The sequence below is a fragment of the uncultured Jatrophihabitans sp. genome (genome assembly GCF_964244045.1).
Lineage (GTDB): Bacteria > Actinomycetota > Actinomycetes > Mycobacteriales > Jatrophihabitantaceae > Jatrophihabitans.
Genome location: NZ_CAXTHK010000007.1, coordinates 34,836 through 50,939 on the forward strand (window position 1 = coordinate 34,836; position 16,104 = coordinate 50,939).

Sequence of the window (16,104 nt, forward strand, 5' to 3'; positions counted from 1 at the left end):
CGTGACGACCTCACTTCAGCGGGCCGTCGAGGTGATGGACCGGCTGCGCTCGCCCGGCGGCTGCCCGTGGGATGCCGAGCAGACACATGCCTCGCTCGCGCGCTACCTCGTCGAGGAGTGCTACGAGGTCCTCGAGGCCATCGAGACCGACGATCCTGCGCTGCTGCGCGAGGAACTCGGTGACCTGTTGCTGCAGGTGCTCTTCCACGCCCGGATCGCCTCGGAGGCACCGGACGGCTTCGGCATCGACGAGGTCGCCGGCGATCTCGCCGACAAGCTCGTGCGCCGCCACCCGCACGTCTTCGCCGGCGCGACGACCGGCTCGGCCGCAGAGCTCGACGAGACCTGGGAACGTCAGAAGGTTGCTGAGAAGGGGCGCACCTCGTCCGTCGACGGGGTGCCCGTGGCCCAGCCGGCGCTCGCCCTGGCCGCCAAGCTGGTCTCCCGCGCTCGTCGCCACGACATCGCCGCCGCAGTTGCCGCGCCCGCGGACAGCATCGGTGCACGGCTGTTCGCGCTCGTGCAGGAGGCTGTGGCCGACGGCCTGGACCCGGAGACCGAACTGCGCCAGGTGACCCGCGACTACCGGCGCGCCATCGTCGCTGCCGAGCGCGCAGCGGGCTCGGCCGGCGGCTGAACATGAAGAACCCGTCCGCCAGCACGGGGGGAGCTGTCGGACGGGTGAGCTCACCCTAACCCTGTGTAGTGATCAGGCACAAGCAGTGACGGCAGGACTATGAATCGATCAACTATGAATCGATCATCTGCGCGGCCGGGTCGTGGCGCAGGTCGATGACGCCGCGATCGAGCAACGGCACCAGGCTGGCCACGTCCATCGGACGGGCGATGCCGTGACCCTGGGCACGCAGGCAGCCCAACCGCACGAGGGCGTCGGCGTCCGCGTCGTTCTCGACGCCCTCGGCGATCAGCTCGATGCCGAGGTCGTGTGCCAGCCGCACAAGGGCGAGGACGATGGCCTGCGCGCGTCGATCGTTGGCCACTCCGGTGACCAGCGTTCGGTCCACCTTGATCGCGTCGACCGGGACGTCGCGTAAGCGGGCAAGGTTGCTGAACCCGGTGCCGATGTCGTCCAGAGCGGAGCGAACGCCGAGCTGCCGCAACCCGGCCAGGGCGGTAGTGAATTTAGCGACGTCGCCGAGCAGCACGTTCTCGGTGATCTCGACGCACACCTGCTCGCCGGGCACGCCGAGTTCGGCCAGCTGTTTCGCGAAATGGGCGACGATGTCGCCGTCCTGGATCTGGACCCGGCGAGATGTTGACGCGTAGCACGAGCTCCATGCCCGGCCGTCCGCCGGCGAAGGCCGCGAAATCTCGTAACGAGTGGTTGATGACCCAGCTGCCGAGGACGCCGATCAGACCGGTCTGTTCCGCCAGCCCGATGAACTCCTCGGGCCCGACCTCCCCGCGTTCGGGATGCGCCCAGCGTGCCAGGGCCTCGACGGCGAGGATGCGACCGGTGCGCAGATCGATCTCGGGCTGATAGCGCAGCATCAGTTCGCCTTCGAAGGGCGTGCTGCGGTCCCGAGTGGGCACGGCGGGTGGCACGTCCCCGAAGGCCGGCTCGAGGGTTGGCGGCGCGCTCACCGGGAACGGCCGTCGTGCCCACTGATCGAGCCGATCGGCGAAGTACTCGGTGGCAAAGCTCAGGAGCTCGCGCTCGCCGTCGCTCCACCTCAGCCCCGTGCTCTTCACCGCGACCAGGACCCCTGACAGGTCACCGGTCTCGGTCCGGGTCGGATTCAACGCCACCGCGGCATCAGGCAGTTCGAGGGCCCGCGGGCCGGTCCCCGCGGTATCGGCAACCGTGGCCAGCCAGTGCCGACCGACCGCCTCGAGTTGCGCAACGTCGGTGACCAGCTCGGGGTGGTCGCGGGCTGCCGTCCGATCCAACAAGACGTAGCGTGCGCGGCGGTCGATCGGCACGTTGACGATCAACCGCACCCCGATGCGATCACCGAGGGAGCGGAGGAAGTCCACGTCGGCTGACTCGCTCGTCGTGACCCCCGGATGTTTCTCGACTCCCCGTGTGAGCCGTCTGAGCGGCCTCTCATGAGGTCCGGCACAGGTCATTGTGCACGCTGGTCGGTCCACAGATCTGGAGGGCTCACCGATAGTTGTTCGGGCTACTACTACGCTGCGTCATCATGGGTTCGGCAAAGGGGCGGACTTCGGTCACACCAGCCGAAGCCGCCCGCTCGCTGGTGCGAAACCCGGACTTCCTGGTCCCCTACCTCGCCGAGGCGCAGTCCATCGCCGGCGACCAGTTCGGTCGGGTCGCGCTGTCCATCCTGGTCTTCGACCGCACCGCATCACCAGCCTGGACAGCGTTCACCTACGCCTTGACCTACCTGCCGGCCATCCTGGGCGGCTTTGTCCTGGGCGGGGTCGGCGACCGGTACCCGCGGGTCTGGGTCATGGTCCTGGCGGATGTCGCCCGCGCTGCGCTCTTCCTCGGCGTGGCGATACCCGGCGTGCCGTTACCGGTTGCCGTCGGGCTGGTGGCGGTTGCCTTCTTCATCGGCCCCGCGTTCACGGCAGCGTTAGTGAGCAGGTTGGCCGCGCTGCTGGTTCCGGACCGCTTCCGGACTGCGTCCGGGATCCGGATGATCACCGCTCAGGTGGCGCAGGTCGGTGGATTTGCGGTCGGCGGGGTGATTGTCACGTTCTTGGATCCGCGGGCCGCACTCGTCGTCAACGCCGCGACCTTCGGGTTGTCGGCCCTGATCATCGCGGTGGCGCTGGGCGGTCGACGAGCCGGCGGCATCGGCCCGTCCGCGAGCACCGACGGGGCCAGCGTCGCAATGCCGCGTACTGCGCTGGCCCTGACCCGAGCTACCGAGCCCAGGCCACCGTCACCGAGCTTTGTGCGGGATCGGTGGCTACGCCATCTGATGCTGATGACCGCGCTCGCGGCGTTCTTCGTCGTTCCCGAGGGCCTCGCCGTGCCCCTGGCCCACGATCTCGGCGCCGGCAACGCAATCAGCGGGTTGCTGCTGGCTGCCGTGCCGCTGGGCAGCGCGATCGGAGCGGCCCTATTGGTGTATTTCGTCCCGCGCCGCAACGGGATGACGGTGGCCCGATTCATGGCGATCGGATCTGGCGTGCCGCTGCTCGTGACGGCGCTGCTGCCGCCCTGGCCGGTGGTGTTCGTGTGCTGGATGGTCTCCGGGGGCCTGTGGGCCTATCAGGTGGACGTAGCGACGGCGCTCGTCCACGCCGTGACCGATCAGGTGCGCTCCACGGCGATCGCTCGGGCCAGCGCGGTACTGCTCGGTGCACAGGGCATCGGGCTCATCGTCTTCGGCGCCGTCGGCAGTCGCCTCGGTGCCCGCTGGGGTGTGGCGCTCGCCGGACTGGCTGGGGTGTGTGCCGCAGTAGTGGTCGCAGTGAGTGGCCGGCGAGCTGAAGCACGGACAGACAGCAGTGCGGCTCTGCACCAGACCGAGCCGCAGTCGTTGCATTCGTAAAGGTCGAATGGATCCAGCGGAATTGAAGCGTCAAAGGCGACGACGTAATGTCGCCGTTAGTTTGTTTCGCATGAGGTCACGCAGCGTTCCTGGCATCCCGTTGCCTGTAAGCGAATCCATCCGTCGTTTGCAGCAGCGCGCCCTGCGTGCGCCACCTGCAGAATTAACATGTTGTTTATAAAAGCCCACGACATCGCACCGAGAGCGTTACGCGGCCTTGTCCCGCCAGCTACCCGCGCGTTGCGCACCGGGTGTCGCACAGCAGCTAATGATCAGAAAGACCAGCCCTGGTTCATCGGGTTCTCCTCTCGCACGTGCGGTACGTCTGGACGGTGGTTCGGGCCGTGTCGGAGGTCGACAGGCCAAGCAATGCGGGATGCAGGGCAGCGATGCAGCCTGACGATCACGTCGTCAGGACTCCCACCTGGCCCTGAACCGGACAGCTCAGAAGCTCCAGCCCTGGTTCATGGAAGGTGCCTCCTCTCGCGGCGGTGGGGACAGTCAGCGTGCTGTGCCGGCGGCCCTCAGGCCAATGCCGGCGACGAATCAGAAGCTCCAGCCGGTGCGCATGACGGCTCCTTTCTCGGGCAGCGAACAAACGCCTGGCAATGAATCGTGCACGCCATTACCCCGCGACGAAAGCGGTGTAACACATAACAGCGAACCGGCAATGTAAAGACAAGCTACCGCAATTATCCGGCCAATTGGATCCGGGTTTGGATCACGTCTCACGCCGATTTAACTCGGTGTCTGCGAATGCACGACGCCCGATTGCAGGGCCAGGATCGTGCGCGACTCTCGCCACACGCACGCTGTAACAGTTACGATGAGGCCAGCGCTGCCGGGCGCCACATCCACCGGAGTGAGGCCATGGGTTCGGTCGAGACAACCGACACCTCGGCCGCGCGCGCCTGGCCGATCACCACGGTGCCGCGTCCCTTCGCTGCCTACCTGCTCTGCATCGACGCGTTCGTGTTGCTGTGGGTCGTGCGCGCCGTCCTCGTCATGCCGGTGTCCTGGGCCCATGTCGGACGGCTGGCTCTCGTGGCCGGCGTGGCCATTGCGTTCGAGGAGGCCGCCCTACGGGCAACCCGATTGCAGCTCCGGTTGAGTGCCGACCTCAAGCGCGACATGGTCTCGGTGTGGGCGGTGGCCGTCGCGGTCGCCTTCGACCCGGGCTACGCCGCCTTGCTGCTACTGATGGTCCTCGCGTACACGTGGTTCCGACAGCTCCGCCCAGCTGGCGAGATCCTGTACCGAAAGTGCTTCAGCGGGTCCACCGAGCTGCTGGGTTGCCTGTGCGCCGGCGTCGTGGTCGACGCAGTGACCACGCACTCCTCGCTGCCTTTGCGGTTGTCGGGCACGCTTGCCGTCGTCCTGGCCGTGGCCGTCTACACAACGATCAACCGGGTGTGCATCACGGTCGCGCTTGTCTGGGTGGGCGTCCGCGGCCGGGATCTGGTCGGCAGCCGCGACGCGAACCTGACCGAGCTCGCCACGTTGTGCCTCGGCGGTCTCGTCGGGGTGGCGATCGCCCACGAGCCTTGGCTGGTAATCCTGGCGCTGGTGCCGATGATCACCCTGCAGCGTGGTGCAGTGGTCCGTGAATTGGAAACCGTCGCGATCACCGACGCAAAGACCGGACTGCTCAACGCCGTTGCCCTCGAGCATCTGGGCGAACGTGAGGTCGCCCGAGCCGAGCGGGAGGGAACCGCACTCGCCGTGCTGATCGCTGACATCGACCACTTCAAGCTGGTGAACGACCGCCACGGCCATCTGGTGGGCGATTCGGTGCTGCGCGGCGTCGGCAAGGTGCTCACCGTAGGGGTGCGCGAGTACGACACGGTGGGCCGCTTCGGCGGTGAGGAGTTCGTCGCGATCCTGCCCAATGCCGACCAGCGCGAGGCTCTCGTGGTAGCCGAACGCCTCCGTACCCGTATCGCAGCCTTGCGCATCGCCGACCTGGACGCCCACGTGGACGCCGACAGCGAGGAAGGGCTCACGGTGTCGATCGGCATCGCCTGTTACCGCGTCGACGGGTTCGTCATGCCCGACCTGCTCTTTGCTGCCGACGCTGCGCTCTACCAGGCCAAAGCCGGTGGGCGTAACCGGGTGGTGATCGCCGAGGGCGGCGGCGAGGACACCGACCGCGAGGCCGTCACACCCTGAGGCCGCTGCTGCGATCGCCGGTGGGGCAACTCCGCCCAGGCGCCTTGCGCCGATAGGGTGACCCGGGTTCGGCCGACCGTCGAGAGGGCGCCGACTGAGGAGAGGACGCGACCGTGGCAAGCATCGACGCTGTAGGGGCGCGCGAGATCTTGGATTCGCGGGGCAACCCCACCGTCGAGGTGGAGGTTGCGCTCGATGACGGCACCCTTGCCCGCGCCGCGGTGCCCAGCGGTGCGTCCACCGGCGCATTCGAGGCGGTCGAGCTGCGCGACGGTGGTGACAGGTACAACGGCAAAGGCGTCCAACGCGCCGTCGCGGCCGTGCTGGACGAGATCGGTCCCGAGATCCTCGGCTTCGAGGCCAGTGAGCAGCGCATCCTCGACCAGACGTTGCGGGACCTCGACGGCACGCCCGACAAGAGTCGCTTCGGCGCCAATTCGATCCTCGGCGTCTCGCTCGCGGTGGCGCGCGCCGCCGCGTCAGCCGCCGAGCTGCCCGTGTTCCGCTACGTGGGCGGGCCGAACGCCCACCTGCTTCCGGTGCCGATGATGAACATCCTCAACGGTGGCGCGCACGCGGACTCGAATGTCGACGTTCAGGAGTTCATGATCGCGCCCATCGGCGCGCCGACCTTCGCCGAGGCGCTGCGCCAGGGCGCCGAGGTCTATCACGCGTTGAAGTCGGTACTGAAGCAGAAGGGTCTGTCGACCGGGCTCGGTGACGAGGGCGGTTTCGCGCCTGATCTCGCCTCGAACCGCGCAGCCCTCGACCTGATCATCGAGGCGGTTCGGGCGACCGGCCTCGTGCCCGGCGTCGACATCGCACTGGCCCTCGACGTCGCCGCGACCGAGTTCCACGACAACGGAAGCTACGAATTCGAGGGCACTGCCCGCTCGGCCGACTACCTGATCGAGTACTACACCGGCCTGGTCGACAACTACCCGATCGTCTCCATCGAGGACCCGCTCGACGAGGAGGACTGGGACGGCTGGATCGGGCTGACCACCGAGCTCGACGAGCGGGTGCAGCTGGTCGGCGACGACCTGTTCGTCACCAACCCCGAGCGGCTTGCCCGTGGCATCGAGGCCGGCGCGGCGAACGCGCTGCTCGTCAAGGTCAACCAGATCGGCACGCTCACCGAGACGCTGGACGCGGTCGAGCTCGCGCACCGGCACGGTTACCGCTGCATGATGAGCCACCGCTCGGGCGAGACCGAGGACACCACGATCGCCGATCTCGCTGTCGCGACGAACTGCGGGCAGATCAAGACGGGTGCCCCGGCACGCAGTGAGCGGGTGGCCAAGTACAACCAGCTGCTGCGCATCGAGGACGAACTCGACGACGCCGCCCGGTACGCCGGGGCGGGCGCCTTTCCCCGGTATGCGCCGGTGGAGAACGACGGGCCGGGCGAGGACTGAATGCTTCGTGGCTGACCGGGCCCGTCGCCAACAGCCGCGCGGTGCCGCAACGCGGCAACGCGGCCGTCCCGTGCTCACCGGACGCGCGCTGGTCCTCGGCGCGATCATGGTGCTGCTCGTCGTGATCCTGGCGTCGCCCATCACCCGCTACCTCGGTAGCCGCAGCGACGTCAGCCACGCCGCGGCGCAGCTACACGCCGACCGCACCGAGCTGCACCAGCTCACCCGCCAGAAGCAGCGCCTCGCCGACCCCGGTTACATCCAGCAGCAGGCGCGCAATACCCTGCAGTACGCCATGCCCGGTGACACCGTGTACGTCGTCGTGGACAAAGGGGCCAAGTCGGCTCTCGCCTCGAGCTCCGGCGGGGGAAAGAGCACGCCGCCCAAGGGACGGGCCTGGAATACCCGAATCTGGGCCAGCGTGCGCAGCGCCGGCCGGTGAGCCACCCGGTGCGGGAGAACTCTGCGCCCGAGCTCGACGAGCTGGATCGGGCTGTCGTGGGCGAGCAGTTGGGCCGCCCCCCTCGTGCTATCCGCACCGTGGCGCACCGCTGCCCCTGCGGCAATCCCGACGTCGTCGAGACGTCCCCGCGGCTGGCCGACGGCACTCCGTTCCCGACACTGTATTACCTGACCTGCCCACGAGCCGCCGGGGCCATCGGCATGCTCGAGTCCAGCGGGCTCATGCGGGAGATGTCCGACCGACTGCGCACCGATCAGGACCTCGCCGCCGCGTACGCCCGCGCGCACCGGGCGTACCTCGCCCGTCGCGCCGAGATCGCGCAGGTCCCCGAGATCGACGGTGTCAGCGCCGGTGGCATGCCCGCCCGGGTGAAATGCTTGCACGTCCTCGTCGGGCATGCCCTCGCGGCGGGCCCGGGCAACAACCCGCTCGGGGACGAAGCGCTCGCAGCGCTGCCCGAGTGGTGGTCGGCCGGTCCGTGCGTCGATCGGGTGGCCCTGGCGCACCAGGACGACGCGTGAGAGTTGCTGCGCTCGACTGCGGCACGAACTCCATCCGACTGCTGGTCGCCGACACCGACGAAGACGGCACGGGTCTGGTCGACGTGCACCGCGAGACGCGCATCGTCCGGCTGGGGCAGGACGTCGACCGCACCGGCCGGCTGGCGCCCGAGGCGCTCGAGCGCACCCGGGCAGCACTGGTCGACTACGCGCTCACGGTGACCGAGACGGGCGCCGAACGCATCCGTCTCGTGGCAACCAGCGCGACCCGGGATGCGCAAAATCGGGACGACTTCGTGGACATGGTGCGCGGTCAGCTGGGGATCGACCCGGACGTCGTCACCGGCGCCGAGGAGGCAGCGCTTTCCTTCGCCGGAGCAGTCGGCGTGCTCGGCGATGTCTCGGGCGGTTTGCTGGTGGCCGACATCGGGGGCGGCTCGACCGAGCTCGTCCGCGGCGGGGACGGGCCGCTGCGTGCGCACAGCCTGGACGTCGGCGCGGTACGCATGACCGAGCGATATTTCCGCGACGATCCGCCGACGGCAATGCAGGTGCAGGCCGCAGAGCAGGACGTTCGAGCCGCGATCAACCAAGCCCGATCCCTGATCGGCGACAACGTGCCGGTCGTCGGGGTGGCCGGTACGGTGACCACGGTCGTGGCCATGATCCTGGGCCTGACGCGCTACGACGCCGACCGGCTCGACGGCGCAGTGGTCACGGCTGATGCGGTGCGCGACGTCAGCGAGCGCTTGCTGACGATGACCCGCGAGGAGCGGTCGGCCGTTCCCGTGATCCATCCCGGTCGGGTCGACGTGATTGCGGCCGGCGCCCTGATCCTGCGCGTGCTGCTCGACGAGACTGACGTGATCGAGCTGACTTCCAGCGAGCACGACATCCTGGACGGCATCGCGCTCAGCATGATCTAGTCGTCAGCCGTCGCCTTCGACTTCTCGCTGGCCTGCGACAGCTTCTTCGCGGCCTTGCTCGGCTTGGGCGGCGGCGGCTCGAGACCGGTGATCTTGCGATAGGCGACGGCCGTGCCCTGCCGGGTGATGTATTCCGTCACCACGATGCCGGTGGCCGACAGCAGCGCCCAGGCAATGGCGTCACCCCACTGGGTGTCGATGTCCTTCACCTTGCGCGGCGGGTCGTCCGGACGAGCAGTGGCCCACGCACGCTCGACGATCTTCTTGGTCGCGATGCCGACCGGGATGCTGATCGCCAAGTTGATGACCTTCATGCCGACCTTGCTGGCGATGGCCATATCGAGCTCCTCTCGTCCGTCCGCGTTCGGGAACCCTACCCAGCCTGCGTCGTAGCCCACCCTGACACAGTGGGCACATGAGCGTGCTGCCGGGGACGGGGTGGCCCGGTGATCCGGCTACGTCCGGCACGCCCGTTGCCGGTTCAGCCGGCGACGTGGCCGGCCTTGCTGCGGGTGCCGGGAGCCTGGCCGAGCTGTCTGCGCGCGTCTCCGTCTGCAAGGCGTGCCCGCGCCTCGTCGAGTGGCGCGAGCGGGTGGCCCGGGAGAAGCGCCGGGCCTTCGCTGCCGAGACGTACTGGGGGCGCCCGGTGGCTGCCTTCGGAGTGCCCGCTCCACGCGTGCTCATCGTCGGGTTGGCGCCCGCCGCCCACGGCGCGAACCGCACCGGCCGAATGTTCACCGGTGACCGCAGCGGCGACTGGCTCTACGCAGCGCTGCATCGGGTGGGGTTGGCCAACCAGCCGACGTCGGTGTCTGCCGACGACGGGCTGACGCTGCGGGGCGTGCGGATCACCGCACCGGTGCACTGCGCGCCGCCGGCAAACAAGCCCACCACGGTCGAGCGCGACACCTGCCACCCGTGGCTCGAACGCGAACTGCGCCTGGTGTGGCCCGGAGTGCGCGCGGTGGTGGTACTGGGCGGGTTCGGCTGGGCAACGCTGTGGCCGTCACTGGCAGCCGCGGGGGTAGCCGTGCCGGTACGGCGCCCAGCGTTCGCACACGGCACCGAGGTTGTCGTCGAGGGCCGCACCGTGCTCGGCTGCTACCACGTCAGCCAGCAGAACACCTTCACGGGACGCCTCACCGAGCCGATGCTCGACGCCGTGTTTGCCCGGGCAGCAAGCGTTGCCGGCCTCACCTGAGGACGCCCCGCAGCTCCTGCACCACCGCATCCAGCCGGTCCACCGCGTCGGCCAACTCGGCACCGCGGTTTCCTGCCAGGCCGATCCGGATCAAATTGCGCGCCAGCGCGGTCGGCTTCATGCCGGCCAGAGCTGCTCGCTCTGCCAGCTCGTTGACCTCGCTGGGGTCGAGGCGCCCGTCCGGCGCCGGGCGCGTCGCCTGCGCGATGCGGCCCTCGACGGTGTCTGTGCTCAACGAAACCGAAAGGTTTGTCATGCGGCGCACGGTAGGTCGTGGCTACGACACCTTTGGTTCGGCGACAGCGCGAGGGAGAGCAGTCGCAGATCTGCAGGTGTACGACGGTCGTTTACCCATTACCTGCGTAACCAACCGTCAACGCGGCGCGCGTCGCGTCGTCAATCACTTGCGGCAGGCCGTCCGCCGCGAGCACGTACACCGTCTCGACGTGACAGCACGGCTCGCCGTCGGCGGCAATCTCGAAGGCGAGCGTGGTGCTCGTGCGTCCGACGCTGTGGCAGCGCACCGTCACCTCGACACGCTGTCCCCAGCGGGCCGGTGCAGACCAGACGAGCGACGACGCCTTGAGGTGCACGGCCTCGGCGAATGTCTGCAACCCGCGCTCGGCGCAGAACGCGGCGAGCGCCTCGTCGCACCACACCAGGTAGTGGGAGTTGAACACGACGCCCTGCTGGTCCACCTCGGCATAGCGGACGGGCGCGGACCAGATCGTCACCTGCGCCCTCTTTTCCTAGTATCCCCGGACGGCACAATGAGCCGCGCGGCCCCCGTAGCCCAATGGCAGAGGCAGACCCCTTAAAAGGGTCGCAGTGTCGGTTCGAGTCCGACCGGGGGCACCGGCTCAGCGTTGTCGCATGTGCGCGCTGCGACGTCGGCGTCGGAGCAGAAGCCGAGACCCGTGCGTTTCAGGCACAGCAGGCCCAGCAGCCGATGATTCTCATCGACGACGGCGAGTCTGCGCCGCCCCGTCTCGAGGAGCTGGCGACGCGCGTTCTCCAGGTCGGCGTCGGGGGCGATGGTGCGCCCGCGCACCCGCCCGAGTAGACGTGCTGGTGCGACCGGGTCGCCGTCGGACTCGAGATCCTCGCGCTCGACGACGGCGACCAGCGTCGACCCGTCCAGGAGAAGAACCGCGTGCAGGTGCTCGTCGCGCAACAGCTCGCGGACCTCGCCGGTGGTGACGGACGCCGGGCAGATCAGCGGCCGTCGCACCATCGCGTCGGCGACCGTGGCGTCAGCCGCCGCTCTTGCGCCGGAACGTGCGCTTGCCACCGACCGCCCCATGCGTATCCCCGACCTTCGCCTCCGCCTGGGAGGCCGCCTCGTGCGGGTGCCGCTTGCCCTGCTTGCGAGCGAGCGCCTCCCGGAACTTGGCCTTCGCATCGTCGGTGGCCTCGGGCTCGTCAGTCATGGTGCAAGCGTGTCATGTCCGTTCCAGGACGACCACAGGGATCGGTCGGTCGGTCTTGCGCTGGTAGTCGTCGTAGTCCGGCCATACCTCGGCCATGTGCTGCCACATGGCCGGCTTCTCCTCATCGGTGGCAATGCGGGCGTGCACCGGGAACTTCTCGTCCTTGATCTGGATCTCGACGCTCGGGTTCGCCTCGATGTTCTTGAACCATTCGGGGGAATCCGGGGCGCCGCCCTTCGAAGCGACGATGAGGTACGCGTCCTCCCAGTCTCGGTAGATGAGCGGGTGCACGCGCTCCGTGCCCGATGTCCGACCGGTGGTGTGCAGCAGCAGGATCGTCGTGCCCTTCTCCCAGTGGTAGCCCTCCTCTCCGCCGGTGGCCTCGTAGCGTTCCACGTGTTCTTTGCCGAAGAGCATGAGCAGTCCTCTCGATGGGTGGCTCGGAATAGCCTGCCCGGCGGGCACGTTCTCGAAGCAGTTGCAGACGCAACTACATGACGGAGGAAGGTTGCCATGGCTGCAGTCACGGCCGACACGCTAGTTCTGCCCCGGGTCAAGGGTGGAGGGCTCGGCGACACGGAGCGTCCGGTGTTAGCGGTGTCGACAGGTCCGCAGGGTTACGAGGGCGAGGGCTTCCCGGTGCGCCGGACGATGGCCGGCATCCGCTACGAGCACCTCGACCCGTTCATCATGATGGACCACATGGGCGAGGTGGACTACGCGGCCGGCGAGCCGAAGGGCACCAACTGGCACCCGCACCGCGGCTTCGAGACCGTCACCTACCTCATCGACGGTCAGTTCATCCATCAGGACACCCACGGCGGTGGCGGCGTCATCCACGAGGGCTCGACGCAGTGGATGACTGCCGGCTCGGGCTTGCTGCACATCGAGACCCCGCCGGAGCAGCTCGTCGAGAAGGGCGGGCTGTTCAACGGCTTCCAGCTGTGGGTCAACCTGCCGGCCGCCGAGAAGTTCGCGACGCCGGCCTACCAGCCGGTCGAGGCCTCGGACCTGCTGCTGCTGGCCAGCGAGGACGGCGGCGCGCTGCTGCGGGTCATCGCCGGCGAGGTCGACGGCCCCGACGGCGTCAAGCACCGCGGACCGGGGTCGACGCACTCGCCGATCACCCTGTTGCACGCGTCCGTCGCGGCCGGCGCCTCGCTGTCGCTGCCCTGGCAGGCCGACTACAACGCGCTGGCCTACGTCTACGCCGGTTCCGGCACCATGGGCACGAAGGGCGAGCCGATCCACGCCGGTCAGCTGGCCGTCTTCGGTGCCGGCGATCGGATCACCATCGCCGCCGACAACAGGCAGGACAGTCGAACCAGCTCGCTCGAAGTCATCCTGCTTGGCGGGAAGCCGATCGGTGAGCCGATGGTGCAGTACGGGCCGTTCGTCATGAACACCCGTGCCGAACTGCAGCAGGCGATGGCCGACTACCAGTCCGGCCGGCTCGGCGTCATCCCGCCCGACGCGATCATGCCGCACGTCTACTCCGGTTCCTGAGCCCAGCGGTCGGGCTCGAGGACGTAGCGCAGGAACACCGACGGGTCGGCGAGGAAGTCGGCCCAGTTCTGCACGAGCTCCAGCTGGTCCCACGCGACCTCGCGCAGGCCGTGCTCGCCGACCTCGAGGATCCTGGCTCCCGGCGTAGCCGCGATGATCGGTGAGTGGGTGGCCACCAGCGCCTGGCGTCGACCGTCGCCCGCCATCCGGTGCAGCAGGCCGACAAGGGCCAGGCACCCGCTGAACGACAGCGCGGACTCCGGCTCGTCCAGGACGTAGAAGCCGGGGTCCTCGAACCGGGCCTCGAGCACGCTCAAGAAAGATTCGCCGTGCGAGAGCTCGTGAAAGACCGGGTCGGGCCTACCCATGCGGCTCGGGCGTGCCTCGAGGTAGCTGTAGTAGCCGTGCATGGTCTCGGCGCGCAGAAAGAAGCCCCACTTCGAGGCACCGATCCCGCGCTGGACGCGCAGCACCCGGTGCAGCGCGGATTCCGATTCGCGGGTGCTGTGCCGGGCGCCTGTCGACCCGCCTTCCGAGGACAAGCCGTAGGCCTGCGCGATCGCTTCGACGAGCGTCGACTTGCCCGAGCCGTTCTCGCCGACGAGCACGGTGAGCGGCCCTAGCTCGAGACCGCGGGTGAGCAGCTCCGCGACAGCCGGGATGTCGGCCGGCCAGGTGTCCGGATCCAGCGCGACGGCAGCGTGCGGGTCACGCCGCACCGCCGTCACCGGCAGCTCCAAGAACATTCGTGCACCCTGCCAAAGTGTCGTAGGCGCCCGCTACCGTTCACCCGACGACTCGATGAGGGTGGGCTGACTACGCGATGAAGACTCTGGGCGAATTCGTACTGCGGCGCCGCCGGTGGGTGCTGGCGTTCTGGGGGCTCGTCCTGGTGGCGGGCATCGCGCTCGCTGGCAAGACGACCGATCGCCTCACGGTGGACTTCTCGTTGCCCGGCCAACCGGGTACCGACACCGCAAACTCCATCAAGGCCGCATTGGGCAATGGCGGCGACACCAGCCCCTATCTCGTCAACGTCACCCTGCCCGCCGGACAGCAGGTGGGAGCTCAGGCCAAGGCCGTGGCCGCAACCTTCTCGGCCGTCGAGCGCACCGTGCCGGGACTGCGGGTGATCGACGAGGCGAACACCGGTGACCGGGCATTCCGGACCAAGGACGGCCGGACGGCGTACGCCATCGTCTTCTATCGCACGAACCCCTCGCCGACCGCCACGTTGCCGACCGAGGGCATCCGCAAGGCGGCCACCGCGGCGGCTCCCCGCGGGGCCACTATCGGCGTTACGGGTGAAGACGCGCTGGCCGTGGGCGATGACGAGTCCGGCCCGGGCGTGCTCGGCGAGACGCTCATCGGGGCCCTGGGTGCGCTCATCGTCCTGGCGTTCGTGTTCGCGTCGTTCCTGGCCCTGCTGCCGCTGGTCGTCGCTGCCGTCTCGATCCTGGCCACCTTCCTGATGCTGCTGCCGATCACCTACTTCACGGACGTCTCGTTCATCGTCGAATTCCTCATCGCGCTGGTGGGCCTCGGCGTGGCCATCGACTACTCGCTGCTGCTCGTCACGCGTTGGCGCGAGGAACGCGACCACGGGCGCGAGAACCATGAGGCGGTCGTGGTGGCCATGCAGACTGCCGGGCACGCGGTGCTGTTCTCCGGTGTCACGGTGGCCATCGGCCTGCTCGCGCTGGTTGTGCTGCCGGTGCCGTTCATGCGCAGCCTCGGGTACGGCGGCGCGCTCATCCCGCTGGCCAGCGTGCTGACCACCCTGACCCTAACGCCGGCGATCCTGGGCGGCATCGGCCCGCGCGTGGACTGGCCACGCATCCGGCACGAGAGCAGCGCCAGCAAGGCCTGGAGCCGCTGGGCAGCGCTGGTCGTGCGCCGCCGCTGGGTCGCCGCAGTCGTGGCCCTCGCAGCGCTATTCGCCCTGATCGGCATCTTCGCCGGCGTCAAGATCGGTCTCGCGTCCTCGGAGTCGCTGGCCAAGAACGGCTCTGCCTATGACGCGCTGCAGACTTTGAAGACAGGCGGGGTCACGACGGGCACCCTGACCCCGCTCGAGGTGCTCGTCGACCGCGAACAGGCCGCCGCGACGGCCACCCGAATCCGCGGCGTCGACGGCGTGGACAAGGTGTTCGTCTCGAACGCGCCGAGCAGCAACCGCAAGGGGCAGACGGTGCTCGTCGTGGTGCCGGAAGAGGAGACGGTCAACTCCTCGAGCGTCGGTGTTGTCGACAGGGTGAAGTCCGCAGTCGACGACCGGCCCGGCGTCGTCGGCGTGGCCGGCGTCGGTGCGGCGCAGATCGACTTCCTGAACGCCGTCTACGGCAACTTCCCACTGGTCCTGTTGATCATCGCGGTGCTGACGTTCATCCTGCTGGCTCGGGCGTTCCGCTCGCTGCTGCTGCCGCTCAAGGCCGTCGTGTTGAACCTCGTGTCCCTGGGCGCCACGCTCGGGCTGCTCGTCCTGTTCTGGCAGGACGGCCACGGGTCGGGCGCGCTGTTCGGCATCGCCGGGACCGGCGCGATCACCTTCTGGATCCCGCTGATGGTGTTCGCATTCCTGTTCGGGCTGTCGATGGATTACGAGGTCTTCATCCTGTCCCGCATCCGCGAGGAGTACGACTCGGCCCGCAGCACGGACGAGGCGGTGATCGAGGGCGTCGGTCGCACCGGACGGTTGGTGACGAGCGCGGCACTGATCCTGTTCCTGGCCTTCGCCGCGCTGGCCTCCGGCCCGGGCACCGACATCAAGACGCTGGCCACGGGCCTCGGCTTCGGCATCCTGCTCGACGCCACGATCGTCCGGGCGCTGCTCGTGCCGTCACTCGTCTCGTTGTTCGGTGACTGGAACTGGTACCTGCCGGCCGGGGTCGCCCGCCTGCTGCGGGTCGAGCCGTCGAAGCCACACCCGCACCTTTCAGCTGATGAGGCGCGGGTGGGGGCCAGCTCCTGACGCGTTCGCTCTGGGCGTACGCCACCGGGAAA

General features: G+C 68.7%; 19 protein-coding genes and 1 tRNA gene. 11 read left to right on the forward strand and 9 right to left on the reverse strand.

Annotation, left to right across the window (positions count from 1 at the left end):
- Nucleotide 1 precedes the first annotated feature (1 nt).
- A complete protein-coding gene (locus tag ACFFC4_RS07695; RefSeq protein WP_375499438.1) occupies nucleotides 2-637 on the forward strand; it encodes a MazG family protein in 636 nt (211 codons plus the stop codon).
- Nucleotides 638-749: 112 nt separating this feature from the next.
- Here ACFFC4_RS07695 and ACFFC4_RS07700 read toward each other — a convergent pair whose 3' ends face one another.
- Together ACFFC4_RS07700 and ACFFC4_RS07705 are read right to left on the reverse strand one after the other, a co-directional pair.
- Nucleotides 750-1,205, reverse strand: a complete 456-nt coding sequence (locus ACFFC4_RS07700; RefSeq protein WP_375499440.1) for an EAL domain-containing protein — start codon at nucleotides 1,203-1,205, stop codon at nucleotides 750-752.
- Nucleotides 1,144-1,998, reverse strand: a complete 855-nt coding sequence (locus ACFFC4_RS07705; RefSeq protein ID WP_375499442.1) for an EAL domain-containing protein — start codon at nucleotides 1,996-1,998, stop codon at nucleotides 1,144-1,146. The genes ACFFC4_RS07700 and ACFFC4_RS07705 overlap by 62 nt, the downstream gene beginning before the upstream one ends.
- Nucleotides 1,999-2,165: 167 nt before the next feature.
- On the opposite strand from ACFFC4_RS07705, the gene ACFFC4_RS07710 reads away from it, so the two are divergent.
- The 6 genes from ACFFC4_RS07710 to ACFFC4_RS07735 all read left to right on the forward strand — a co-directional run bounded on the left by ACFFC4_RS07710 (nucleotide 2,166) and on the right by ACFFC4_RS07735 (nucleotide 8,964).
- Nucleotides 2,166-3,488, forward strand: coding sequence for an MFS transporter (locus tag ACFFC4_RS07710; protein ID WP_375499444.1), 1,323 nt, complete (start codon nucleotides 2,166-2,168; stop codon nucleotides 3,486-3,488).
- An 870-nt stretch (nucleotides 3,489-4,358) separates the two neighbouring features.
- Nucleotides 4,359-5,657, forward strand: a complete 1,299-nt coding sequence (locus ACFFC4_RS07715; protein WP_375499446.1) for a diguanylate cyclase — start codon at nucleotides 4,359-4,361, stop codon at nucleotides 5,655-5,657.
- A gap of 113 nt (nucleotides 5,658-5,770) precedes the next feature.
- Nucleotides 5,771-7,075, forward strand: a complete 1,305-nt coding sequence (gene eno / locus ACFFC4_RS07720) for a phosphopyruvate hydratase (protein ID WP_375499448.1) — start codon at nucleotides 5,771-5,773, stop codon at nucleotides 7,073-7,075.
- Between the two features lie 7 nt (nucleotides 7,076-7,082).
- Entirely contained in the window at nucleotides 7,083-7,517 is a 435-nt protein-coding gene (locus tag ACFFC4_RS07725; RefSeq protein WP_375499450.1) for a septum formation initiator family protein, read from the forward strand.
- Entirely contained in the window at nucleotides 7,514-8,059 is a 546-nt protein-coding gene (locus ACFFC4_RS07730) for a DUF501 domain-containing protein (RefSeq protein WP_375499452.1), read from the forward strand. The genes ACFFC4_RS07725 and ACFFC4_RS07730 overlap by 4 nt, the downstream gene beginning before the upstream one ends.
- Nucleotides 8,056-8,964, forward strand: a complete 909-nt coding sequence (locus ACFFC4_RS07735) for an exopolyphosphatase (protein ID WP_375499454.1) — start codon at nucleotides 8,056-8,058, stop codon at nucleotides 8,962-8,964. Before ACFFC4_RS07730 ends, ACFFC4_RS07735 begins: the two co-directional genes overlap by 4 nt.
- On the opposite strand, the gene ACFFC4_RS07740 is transcribed toward ACFFC4_RS07735, so the two are convergent.
- The gene (locus tag ACFFC4_RS07740; protein WP_375499456.1) at nucleotides 8,961-9,362 is read right to left on the reverse strand and encodes a DUF4235 domain-containing protein; all 402 of its coding nucleotides are present in this window, start codon (nucleotides 9,360-9,362) and stop codon (nucleotides 8,961-8,963) included. The two genes, ACFFC4_RS07735 and ACFFC4_RS07740, sit on opposite strands and share 4 nt — an antisense overlap.
- Before the next feature lie 17 nt (nucleotides 9,363-9,379).
- Between ACFFC4_RS07740 and ACFFC4_RS07745 the strand changes: the two genes are divergently transcribed.
- Entirely contained in the window at nucleotides 9,380-10,165 is a 786-nt protein-coding gene (locus ACFFC4_RS07745) for a uracil-DNA glycosylase (RefSeq protein ID WP_375499458.1), read from the forward strand.
- Here the strand turns inward: ACFFC4_RS07745 and ACFFC4_RS07750 are convergent.
- A complete protein-coding gene (locus ACFFC4_RS07750) occupies nucleotides 10,158-10,421 on the reverse strand; it encodes a hypothetical protein (protein ID WP_375499460.1) in 264 nt (87 codons plus the stop codon). The genes ACFFC4_RS07745 and ACFFC4_RS07750 overlap by 8 nt on opposite strands.
- A gap of 91 nt (nucleotides 10,422-10,512) precedes the next feature.
- Nucleotides 10,513-10,899 carry an acyl-CoA thioesterase gene (locus tag ACFFC4_RS07755; protein ID WP_375499462.1) on the reverse strand — a complete coding sequence of 129 codons (387 nt, stop codon included), beginning with the start codon at nucleotides 10,897-10,899 and terminating at the stop codon, nucleotides 10,513-10,515.
- Nucleotides 10,900-10,947: 48 nt separating this feature from the next.
- On the opposite strand from ACFFC4_RS07755, the gene ACFFC4_RS07760 reads away from it, so the two are divergent.
- Nucleotides 10,948-11,020, forward strand: a tRNA-Leu gene (locus ACFFC4_RS07760).
- Here ACFFC4_RS07760 and ACFFC4_RS07765 read toward each other — a convergent pair.
- The 3 genes from ACFFC4_RS07765 to ACFFC4_RS07775 are packed head-to-tail and all read right to left on the reverse strand — an operon-like array spanning nucleotide 10,980 to nucleotide 12,012.
- Entirely contained in the window at nucleotides 10,980-11,468 is a 489-nt protein-coding gene (locus ACFFC4_RS07765; protein ID WP_375499624.1) for a CBS domain-containing protein, read from the reverse strand. The two genes, ACFFC4_RS07760 and ACFFC4_RS07765, sit on opposite strands and share 41 nt — an antisense overlap.
- Complete coding sequence (locus tag ACFFC4_RS07770; protein ID WP_375499464.1) at nucleotides 11,419-11,595, reverse strand: DUF5302 domain-containing protein; 177 nt, start codon at nucleotides 11,593-11,595, stop codon at nucleotides 11,419-11,421. Before ACFFC4_RS07770 ends, ACFFC4_RS07765 begins: the two co-directional genes overlap by 50 nt.
- Before the next feature lie 12 nt (nucleotides 11,596-11,607).
- Nucleotides 11,608-12,012: a nitroreductase family deazaflavin-dependent oxidoreductase gene (locus ACFFC4_RS07775; RefSeq protein ID WP_375499466.1), complete on the reverse strand. Its 405-nt coding sequence runs from the start codon at nucleotides 12,010-12,012 to the stop codon at nucleotides 11,608-11,610.
- 96 nt (nucleotides 12,013-12,108) lie between these two features.
- Between ACFFC4_RS07775 and ACFFC4_RS07780 the strand changes: the two genes are divergently transcribed.
- Entirely contained in the window at nucleotides 12,109-13,101 is a 993-nt protein-coding gene (locus ACFFC4_RS07780; protein ID WP_375499468.1) for a pirin family protein, read from the forward strand.
- On the opposite strand, the gene ACFFC4_RS07785 is transcribed toward ACFFC4_RS07780, so the two are convergent.
- The gene (locus ACFFC4_RS07785) at nucleotides 13,086-13,847 is read right to left on the reverse strand and encodes an ATP-binding cassette domain-containing protein (RefSeq protein ID WP_375499470.1); all 762 of its coding nucleotides are present in this window, start codon (nucleotides 13,845-13,847) and stop codon (nucleotides 13,086-13,088) included. The two genes, ACFFC4_RS07780 and ACFFC4_RS07785, sit on opposite strands and share 16 nt — an antisense overlap.
- A 77-nt stretch (nucleotides 13,848-13,924) precedes the next feature.
- Between ACFFC4_RS07785 and ACFFC4_RS07790 the strand changes: the two genes are divergently transcribed.
- On the forward strand, nucleotides 13,925-16,072 hold the full coding sequence (locus ACFFC4_RS07790) for an MMPL family transporter (protein WP_375499472.1): 2,148 nt from the start codon (nucleotides 13,925-13,927) through the stop codon (nucleotides 16,070-16,072).
- Nucleotides 16,073-16,104 lie beyond the last annotated feature (32 nt).

What these genes read in the sequence shown, in the direction of transcription:
- ACFFC4_RS07770 (WP_375499464.1), bottom strand. Translation starts at nt 11,595, where the DNA reads ATGACTGACGAGCCCGAGGCCACCGACGATGCGAAGGCCAAGTTCCGG.
- ACFFC4_RS07745 (WP_375499458.1), top strand. Translation starts at nt 9,380, where the DNA reads ATGAGCGTGCTGCCGGGGACGGGGTGGCCCGGTGATCCGGCTACGTCC.
- ACFFC4_RS07715 (WP_375499446.1), top strand. Translation starts at nt 4,359, where the DNA reads ATGGGTTCGGTCGAGACAACCGACACCTCGGCCGCGCGCGCCTGGCCG.
- ACFFC4_RS07710 (WP_375499444.1), top strand. Translation starts at nt 2,166, where the DNA reads ATGGGTTCGGCAAAGGGGCGGACTTCGGTCACACCAGCCGAAGCCGCC.
- ACFFC4_RS07775 (WP_375499466.1), bottom strand. Translation starts at nt 12,012, where the DNA reads ATGCTCTTCGGCAAAGAACACGTGGAACGCTACGAGGCCACCGGCGGA.
- ACFFC4_RS07790 (WP_375499472.1), top strand. Translation starts at nt 13,925, where the DNA reads ATGAAGACTCTGGGCGAATTCGTACTGCGGCGCCGCCGGTGGGTGCTG.
- ACFFC4_RS07785 (WP_375499470.1), bottom strand. Translation starts at nt 13,847, where the DNA reads ATGTTCTTGGAGCTGCCGGTGACGGCGGTGCGGCGTGACCCGCACGCT.
- ACFFC4_RS07750 (WP_375499460.1), bottom strand. Translation starts at nt 10,421, where the DNA reads ATGACAAACCTTTCGGTTTCGTTGAGCACAGACACCGTCGAGGGCCGC.
- ACFFC4_RS07780 (WP_375499468.1), top strand. Translation starts at nt 12,109, where the DNA reads ATGGCTGCAGTCACGGCCGACACGCTAGTTCTGCCCCGGGTCAAGGGT.
- ACFFC4_RS07765 (WP_375499624.1), bottom strand. Translation starts at nt 11,468, where the DNA reads ATGGGGCGGTCGGTGGCAAGCGCACGTTCCGGCGCAAGAGCGGCGGCT.